Genomic DNA, 7,970 nt, shown 5'->3' with positions numbered 1-7,970 from the left:
CTTGAAGCAGCATAAGAATCCATTTCAGCTTTATAGCTTTCCACTAATGTTTTTGATGCATTGTATTCTTCCTCTGCTATATCATATGCATCCTGAGCTTTATTTACATTCTTAACTAACTCTTCCCTTGAAATAGTTTTTTCTTCCGCATTTGCATTCTCCGTAGATTCTGCCGGATACTTCTGGCTCAATTCGCCTAGCAATTTACTCGCCTGAAGCTGAACAGCTTTCGTATTCTCTGTAATATAACTGTAAATATCATTTTTTCTAATTTTAAGGATACTCGATTCCAGTTTTATTTCAAGGCTTTTCTAAATGATTTGTATATTTCAGGCTTCGATACGCATCTCCAAGGAATTCTACAAATTCCGGGTTCATGGTTTCCACAATGTTTTCTCCTAAGCCACAGCTACACTTCGGCTCACTCCTAGGTGCTGTCTGTAGTTCATGTGGATAGAAACAAAAAAGAAGCCCACCAGCGTACCATATAGGGATTCTACACAGTGCGCCAGTGGGCAGACGTTTTATCATCGGAAATTACATCTCTGTGATAAAAAACTTTCTGTATAAAAAAACTAGGACGCCGTCGTAACGTCGCCCCGTGCAAAAACTGTAATCAGTTTTTGATGTTGCTCTTATTATATGCGATTTTCCCTTGAAAGTCAACCCCTGTGCAAAGTTTTCAAGAGAATTATTTTCACTTGCACAATGACTCACGTATTACTTTTCCTGCAAACTCATAATTTGTTTTTATCAGATCATTGTCTTTAAAAAAGCCCTTTTTCTCTACCATTCTTTTAAAGAACAAATTATACAATTCTTCACTTCTATGAAGTTTTACTTTTGGTGTCACAACTAATTCGTATGTATAAACCAATGCAACAAACTCAAGCATAGGTCTACAGGAAAGCTTCTTCTGTCTTTGAGATGTTGTTATAGATCCCATCTTTTTAACATAATCTTTAATCTCACGCGGAGGTTTTGATGTACCGTGCGATAAATTTGCCAGTAAACAATTGTTATGTGCTGATCCATTCCTCAGACATCTTACTAATCCAAGAATCGCACCAGAAACCGCTGCTGTATTTCCATAATAGAAATCATAAAGCCGCAAAAATTCTTCAAACGTTAGAACTTCGCACAAAACCCATATTGGACAATCATCATAGCCTTGAATTATGTGTTCATGCCACCCCTTACTCGGATTATACACCCTTTGTACATCAAAGTATTTCTGTATTAAATCACCCGTAAACGGAGACATAATTCTTGATTCCAAGCTCTTTACTATGTAGGAATTCCCTAATAAAAAATTTTCAACTATTTTATAAGCGTCTGCATTTGCATCATTTGAAACATCTTTTACCAGTTTTACTTTCAAGGCTTGTTCTATATCCAGACACATTCTATTGATAAGAAATCGAAAATGCATATCAACTGTTGACATCTCTTGTAAATATGTAAAATCAAGGTTTATGTACTTTCCCGTATTAACACCACGGGTATATTTAGAATAATTCTGTCGATACGCAGCCGTACGAAGATAGTTGTTAATATCCGTCAGGTATGCTTCTGCTTTCTCTTCAGTAACATACTTAAATGTAATTCCCTTTTCATCCCTCATTTTTGCAACAAGCGACTCTGAAGTCATCATTGGTTTATTTATTTTATTACTCATCTTAAATCGTTCTTTCCAACTCTTTTGTTCGAGTGCTCTTTTTCTTAAGATCTGCTAAAGCATAATATTATTCTATTTTGGTGAATATAGAAAAACTCCAGTTCCATCGGGCACTGGAGTATATTTTATAATCAGTGGCGATTTTATGCTGGCTGTCAGCCTCGATACCCTACCGAGTATCACCAGTCATCAGTAATTTAAGTCCCCGATACGGACTCACCATATATCCCTAGTGTGGGCTCAATGCCATGCCGAGCATCACAAAGTGCCAGTAATTAACCTCCCCAGCCAGAGTACAGCTTTAACGTGTCGCCACACGGAATCTTTTGATTCTTCTATATTGTACTCAAATTCACTCAAAATATCAACTATATTTAAAAGTCTTTCAAAAAGGCACCGTTTTCACCTCTCATATTTCAGGCTTCGATACGCATCTCCAATGAATCCTACAAATTCCGGACTCATTGTCTCAACCATACTCTTTCCCTCTACATTCTGCAAAACAACAATACTGACTCCGGACATATCATCTTCCCTCACTTCCAGTTCTCGTATCGAATCCGCTACGGCCTCATCGATGAACGCAGCGAACTTTGCACCATCAACATGGCTTTGCACTGGCATCGGTGCGCCACTTTCACCGAACAGCTGGATTATCTTTGGTTCAATGATACTCTCCACCTTTTTCAAGGCTTCTTCCTCTGACATCCGCCTCAGATAGCCTTTCATTGCACTTGCCACAATGATTTCCATCACTGTTGCTCCATAATCCTCAACGGACAGCCAAGCTAACTTTTTCAGTAAGCGCCTCATAACATAGCGTAGTGACTTGCCTCGATATTCCTGATATATTGTAAATCATCATATATTAGGAAGGACTGCTATGGCTAGAGAAAATCAGGAAACTGTTACAACATTTGGCGAAGTTCTTCATTCTGCGGACATTTCCTATGAATCACAAATAGTCACCTGACTATTCTCGTATTTCAAACTTACATAATTGATCCCGGCGTCTCTCACAAACTTCTCCAGCCTCATACGTAATTCTGTAGCAATAATTAAACTTCATTTTCCCTCTTCTTTCTCTTGTATCATGTGAAGATATGTTTTCAGCATATCACAGATTAGGAAACAAGTCTGCCACATATAAAAATATTCAGCATTATCACAATATCTTCTTTATAGTTTTTCTCATCAAAATGTAATGCAATCAATTCCTATTGCACTATGTAATTGGCCAATTTACTCACAATAAATAATTTTCCTTCCATATTTTTTACTATAATCTGCCGTGATCAACGCACCACTTTTCTTTCCTGCAGCAACTACAATCAGTTCATCCGACCATGCACTGATTAATCGATTTCTTTTTGGAAATGTATATTTCGTTGGTCTTATTCCTGGAGGATATTCAGAAATAACCAGACCTTTGTTTTCTATACATTCTTTCAATTTTTCATGCTCACTGGGATAACAAATATCAAGACCATTTGCCAACACAGCAACTGTATAACCTTTCGCTTTTAGACAGGCCGTATGTGCATAGGAATCAACTCCCTTGGCCATCCCACTGATAACTGCAGTCTGTTTTTCTGTATACGCCACCGCCAATTCTGCCACAGCCCTCTTGGTTTCCTGTGTACATCGTCTTGCGCCCACAATTCCAACAGTTTTATCCATCCTCTGTATCGTTCCCTTATAATATAAAATAATCGGTGCATCATTGCAATTTCCGGCTCTTTTAGGATACAAAGGATTTTCTATCGGAAGTAGTGAGATTCTATGTTTTTCGCACTGCTCAATAATTCTTTTTGCATTTTCTAATTCTCGGTTCATTAAAATACTGTTTCTTTGCCGTAAGGTTAAATTTCCTATTTTTCTTAACTCTTCTTCCGAACTGTAATATACATTTTTCGGATTTTTCAAAACAGTAATAATTTTCCTGGCAGATACAGTTCCTATATATGGCAATGTAGAAAGCCAGATCCAATACTTCATTTCAATTCACCACCAGCATTTTATTATTACTTCTGTCTAAATCCCTATAATTTAAAATTCTTTTTACATCTTCCAGCCGAATATTTTCCACTTCAGCCAGGTCTGCACTGGTTCTTGCCAGACGAAGTAATTTATGTATTACCCTGGCACTGTAACCATATTTCTCACTGGTCTCTTTTAGAAGCTGTCTGGATTTTTCATCTAAGACACAATATTTTTGCAGCAATGCTGTAGACATTTGTGCATTGCAGTTTATTCCTGGCTCGTTTTGATATCTGATTTGCTGAATTTCTCTCGCTTTTTTTACTTTCTCCCGTATTTCCCTTGAAGTCATAGTATAACTTTCCTGTTCCTGTTCCAGTTCAAAGTAATTTACCGGTTTTACTTCCTTTTGGATATCAATTCTATCCATAATAGGTCCGGAAATTTTCCCCCTGTATTTTATAATTTCATAATCTGTACATCGGCATTTTGATCCTGTAAAATAACCACATGGACATGGATTCATAGCTGTTATGAACATAAAATTAGAAGGAAATGTATGTGTTCCATTCACTCTTGAAATACATACCTGCTTATCCTCAATAGGCTGCCGCAGCGCATCTAAAGTACGTCTTGGAAATTCGGCAAGTTCATCTAAGAAAAGAACTCCATTGTGTGCAAGCGACACTTCTCCCGGCAACGCATTCGCACCACCACCGATCAACGCATTCAATGACGCATTATGATGCGGAGCACGAAATGGTCTATGCCTTATCAGACCATGCCCATTTGGAAGTATTCCTGAAATGCTATATATCTTTGTAACTTCCAGGCATTCCGCTTCTGTCATTTCCGGAAGAATAGTCGGAATCCTCTGTGCAATCATTGTTTTCCCACACCCTGGTTCTCCTATCATCAGCATATTATGCCCTCCAGCTGCCGCTAATATGACTGCATCAATCAATTCTTTCTGTCCTTTCACATCAGCAAAATCTACTACTTTTTCCCAATCTTCCTGCTCCATCTTATCTGACATACGATTTACATCAACATTTTTTCCCTCTAAAAAGCGCACTACCTCACTCAAATTCTGTAGTCCGATAATCGTTACTCCCTGGACAAGTTTAGCTTCTTTCAAATTTTCTACTGGAATGATGACTTTTTTTATTCCATTACGCTGTGCTGCAATAATCATTGGCAGAATTCCATGACAAGCCCGCAATCTTCCATCTAGGGAAAGTTCTCCTATAAATCCATATTCAGAAATATTTTTAACTGCCATATCCTCATTTTGCTGTAAGACACCAATTGCCATAGCGAGGTCAAAATGAGAACCACTTTTTTTCTTATCACTCGGTGCCAAGCTAATAATCACACGTTTTTTGGGAAAGATATATCCAGTTTCATCAATTGCCGCCTGTACACGTTCCGATGCCTCTTTCACTGCCTGGTCTCCCAGCCCTATAATCGAAATCATTGGCTGTCCTTCCAGTGTTTTTATTTCTATATCAACTGGATAACCATCAATTCCATCGATTGCAAAACATTTTACCACGGAAGCCATAGTTCGTTTTCCCCCATTCCTGTTCTGATTTCATTCTCTTCTATATAATATTTCTGCGCTGCATTTTCCACAAAGTCCCGATAAGCGTAAACCCCTTTTTTCCCAAAATAGGAAAGTGTTTTTTGTTTTTCTGTAATCTTATCATCCTGCAGATTTATAATAGTTCGATAAGAACTCCATTTATAATCTTCAGGATGCTCTGTCATCTTCGCCTTAACTGGATTTAGATGAATGTAACGGCTTGTCTGTAAGAAATATTCATCTGTTTCCACCAGACATGATTTATATCGGTCTTCAAAAACATGTCCCTTATATGAATGTCTGTGGTTATAATACATTGCGTATTTTCCAGCAAGACTCTTCATAAACTTCCCAATTTCTACGTTCTGACTCTCTGCAAGCAGATGGAAATGGTTTGTCATCAGACAGTACGCATGTATGTTACATTTTTTCTGCTCCGATTCCTTTTTTAATATCTCCAGAAATACCTGGTAATCAAATTCATCTTGAAAGATTTCCAGTCTCCGTATTCCCCGCTCCATCAAATGATAAATTGCTCCTGGAAACCATATTCTCAATTTTCTTGCTATCTTTTTTCTCCTTTATCTTTATTTATACTATCATCTATGATATTTTCTTTAAAAGGGAAACATACTGTTTCCCTTACTGCCACATTTACTCTTCTGTTCCTTCGCATACCTTTACTTCGATATGCTTTCCCAATGCTGAAGCATATTTCTGCAATATAATTAATGTCGGAATCCTTTTCCCTTTTTCCAGACGTGCCACATTCGAGGTCCGAATTCCTGTCATATCTGCTATATCCTGTTGTGTCAGCCCTTGCCGATGCCTTTCCTCTACAAGATCGTCTATTACCTTTGAGGATTTCTCTAATGTAATCCTTTGAATTGCCTCAGTATATGCCGCTAAACGCTTCGAGCAAATTTCTTTTTCTTTTTGGTAATCTTTCTGGTTCATTTCGATATCGTAATCCATATCTCATTTCCTCTCGTTTTGCACTATATGGATTATATCACAAATGATATATTTTTCAAACACTATTTGAAAATTTTATTTTTTCTTTATGGGGTCTGACCCCGGGTAGTATTCAATCTGCCATTATTACACACTACAGACATCATTATTATTGCATCTGATGTTAAAAAGGATTCCAAATCTTTTTCTGAAAAGCATGAATTCTTAGGATGGTTATGAAAAAATAACAAACTATTTTTCGGCGCGTTACACCTTTATGGGGTCTGACCCCAATGCTTGATCTTTCGCTACCAGATAGCACATTATTCAACACCGCCTTAAATTCATGCCACAGATGTGCTTTAAACGACAACGCATTCGGAATTTCCACCGATAAGCCATTCATTTTCAGCAACTGCTCATTCATAAACATCCCCCCTAATATTCAACATGCCGGATGACTTCCCATCATCCGGCATATTGAATATTTTTTCTTATATCATAATCCAGTTTCTGCTCATTTCCCAAAGTTATTTTCATCTTTCAAAAATTCATGCAACCTTATTATAAACCAGGTTAGCCATTTGCTTCCTGCATTTTACACATATTAATCTTTCTGAATGAATTAGCCGGAAGATTTACAAGCTCGTTATGGAAACAAAATTTAACATCTTTTACAGACATGTCGACAAACATCTGTCTCTCATCAGGAATTTTTCGTAAAGTGGTATTAATTACATGAAGAACCTTCTCAGCTTCTTCTCGTTCTTTATCACTTGTATATTTTTTTTGAATAATCCTTACCTGTTTTAAATAGAGACGATTCATATTAACCAACACTACAGCGTCGTCTTTTTCATTTTTAATATCTTTTCCAGATAATCTTATTCTCCCTCCGTCATTTAGCTGCACTGCTACATTTTCATCAGCCATCTACTAATCGAGCCTCCTTGATTCAGCATATTTTTCAAAATCAACTGGAAAATAATATAAGAAATCATCAATCATATCGCTTATGATTTCATCGATATGCAGATAATCTAGTACATACAATAATCTGCGGTCTCTTTCATCATAAATCGTAATTCCAAATGTGAGATAAGGTTGATCAACAGTCACTTCATCTGTTACAGAATTATACTCTTTATATACATTTTTATCAATATCTTTACGAGTATTTTTTCCTTTATTTTTTCCAAGCTTTGGAATAGCAGTCCAAAAGTCGCACCACTTCTTTTTGCTTTCATCCTTATTCTTGTTATTCTTAAAGCTGTTCTGGCAATATTTTTCATTTATAGAAGCAATTAAACAATGACCGGCCTCATAGCTTCCCTTCAAAAGTTCTGACCAGGAAAGATCTCTCATCTCTTTAATTTTCATTCCCTCACCAGCAATTACCAATGGCTTATATAGATTTTTGTCTCCCAGTTCCGCAGTCCAGTATCTGAAATGCACTCTGATTTCTCTTTTTTCATTTTTGGTTCCCAACAACTGGGCCAGCACATCACATAACTGCTGCAGATAAATTTCAAAGGACTCATATACACGCTCTTTATTTAATTTAATTTTCCCTGAAACTGTATCATGGTCACCTCCAAAGAAGTACTCGTATAATTCTCGGACATTCTCACTCTCATCTGTCCCATTATCTCCTCTTATCTGTTCTATATAATCATATCGAAGGCTTTGCAGTTTCCAACTCATTGCACTTTGACATCTCATAATCAGCTGCATCATACCGCTTATTTCTTTTATCATCTGCGGCGTAATATA

General features: G+C 37.0%; 10 protein-coding genes. All 10 read right to left on the bottom strand.

Annotated elements, in window-relative coordinates:
• Nucleotides 1-203, bottom strand: a 203-nt coding sequence (locus AB5642_RS13275) for a hypothetical protein (RefSeq protein WP_368371686.1), incomplete at its 3' end; no start/stop codon positions are given.
• Between the two features lie 494 nt (nucleotides 204-697).
• Nucleotides 698-1,678, bottom strand: coding sequence for an Abi family protein (locus AB5642_RS13270; RefSeq protein WP_173718822.1), 981 nt, complete (start codon nucleotides 1,676-1,678; stop codon nucleotides 698-700).
• A 402-nt stretch (nucleotides 1,679-2,080) separates the two neighbouring features.
• The gene (locus tag AB5642_RS13265; protein WP_173718821.1) at nucleotides 2,081-2,431 is read right to left on the bottom strand and encodes a hypothetical protein; all 351 of its coding nucleotides are present in this window, start codon (nucleotides 2,429-2,431) and stop codon (nucleotides 2,081-2,083) included.
• Nucleotides 2,432-2,920: 489 nt separating this feature from the next.
• Nucleotides 2,921-3,676 (bottom strand): DNA-processing protein DprA, encoded by a 756-nt coding sequence (dprA, locus tag AB5642_RS13260; RefSeq protein WP_173718820.1) that lies wholly within the window; start codon nucleotides 3,674-3,676, stop codon nucleotides 2,921-2,923.
• A 1-nt stretch (nucleotide 3,677) separates the two neighbouring features.
• Complete coding sequence (locus AB5642_RS13255) at nucleotides 3,678-5,222, bottom strand: YifB family Mg chelatase-like AAA ATPase (protein ID WP_173718819.1); 1,545 nt, start codon at nucleotides 5,220-5,222, stop codon at nucleotides 3,678-3,680.
• Nucleotides 5,207-5,764, bottom strand: coding sequence for a transposase (locus AB5642_RS13250; protein ID WP_202017103.1), 558 nt, complete (start codon nucleotides 5,762-5,764; stop codon nucleotides 5,207-5,209). The genes AB5642_RS13255 and AB5642_RS13250 overlap by 16 nt, the downstream gene beginning before the upstream one ends.
• 133 nt (nucleotides 5,765-5,897) lie before the next feature.
• Complete coding sequence (locus tag AB5642_RS13245; RefSeq protein WP_202017102.1) at nucleotides 5,898-6,218, bottom strand: helix-turn-helix transcriptional regulator; 321 nt, start codon at nucleotides 6,216-6,218, stop codon at nucleotides 5,898-5,900.
• A 163-nt stretch (nucleotides 6,219-6,381) separates the two neighbouring features.
• A complete protein-coding gene (locus AB5642_RS13240) occupies nucleotides 6,382-6,624 on the bottom strand; it encodes a hypothetical protein (protein WP_173718789.1) in 243 nt (80 codons plus the stop codon).
• 149 nt (nucleotides 6,625-6,773) lie between these two features.
• Complete coding sequence (locus AB5642_RS13235) at nucleotides 6,774-7,130, bottom strand: hypothetical protein (protein ID WP_173718818.1); 357 nt, start codon at nucleotides 7,128-7,130, stop codon at nucleotides 6,774-6,776.
• 3 nt (nucleotides 7,131-7,133) lie between these two features.
• Complete coding sequence (locus AB5642_RS13230; RefSeq protein ID WP_368371685.1) at nucleotides 7,134-7,955, bottom strand: hypothetical protein; 822 nt, start codon at nucleotides 7,953-7,955, stop codon at nucleotides 7,134-7,136.
• Between the last annotated feature and the right edge of the window lie 15 nt (nucleotides 7,956-7,970).

This window comes from Ruminococcus sp. 1001136sp1_2201st1_G3_2201SCRN_220225 (assembly GCF_040924365.1).
GTDB classification, from domain to species: domain Bacteria; phylum Bacillota; class Clostridia; order Lachnospirales; family Lachnospiraceae; genus Blautia_A; species Blautia_A faecis.
This window is presented reverse-complemented; position numbering and strand designations above follow the sequence as displayed.

What these genes read in the sequence shown, in the direction of transcription:
- AB5642_RS13270 (WP_173718822.1), bottom strand. Translation starts at nt 1,678, where the DNA reads ATGAGTAATAAAATAAATAAACCAATGATGACTTCAGAGTCGCTTGTT.
- AB5642_RS13265 (WP_173718821.1), bottom strand. Translation starts at nt 2,431, where the DNA reads ATGGAAATCATTGTGGCAAGTGCAATGAAAGGCTATCTGAGGCGGATG.
- dprA (WP_173718820.1), bottom strand. Translation starts at nt 3,676, where the DNA reads ATGAAGTATTGGATCTGGCTTTCTACATTGCCATATATAGGAACTGTA.
- AB5642_RS13255 (WP_173718819.1), bottom strand. Translation starts at nt 5,222, where the DNA reads ATGGCTTCCGTGGTAAAATGTTTTGCAATCGATGGAATTGATGGTTAT.
- AB5642_RS13250 (WP_202017103.1), bottom strand. Translation starts at nt 5,764, where the DNA reads ATGGAGCGGGGAATACGGAGACTGGAAATCTTTCAAGATGAATTTGAT.
- AB5642_RS13245 (WP_202017102.1), bottom strand. Translation starts at nt 6,218, where the DNA reads ATGGATTACGATATCGAAATGAACCAGAAAGATTACCAAAAAGAAAAA.
- AB5642_RS13240 (WP_173718789.1), bottom strand. Translation starts at nt 6,624, where the DNA reads ATGAATGAGCAGTTGCTGAAAATGAATGGCTTATCGGTGGAAATTCCG.
- AB5642_RS13235 (WP_173718818.1), bottom strand. Translation starts at nt 7,130, where the DNA reads ATGGCTGATGAAAATGTAGCAGTGCAGCTAAATGACGGAGGGAGAATA.
- AB5642_RS13230 (WP_368371685.1), bottom strand. Translation starts at nt 7,955, where the DNA reads ATGATAAAAGAAATAAGCGGTATGATGCAGCTGATTATGAGATGTCAA.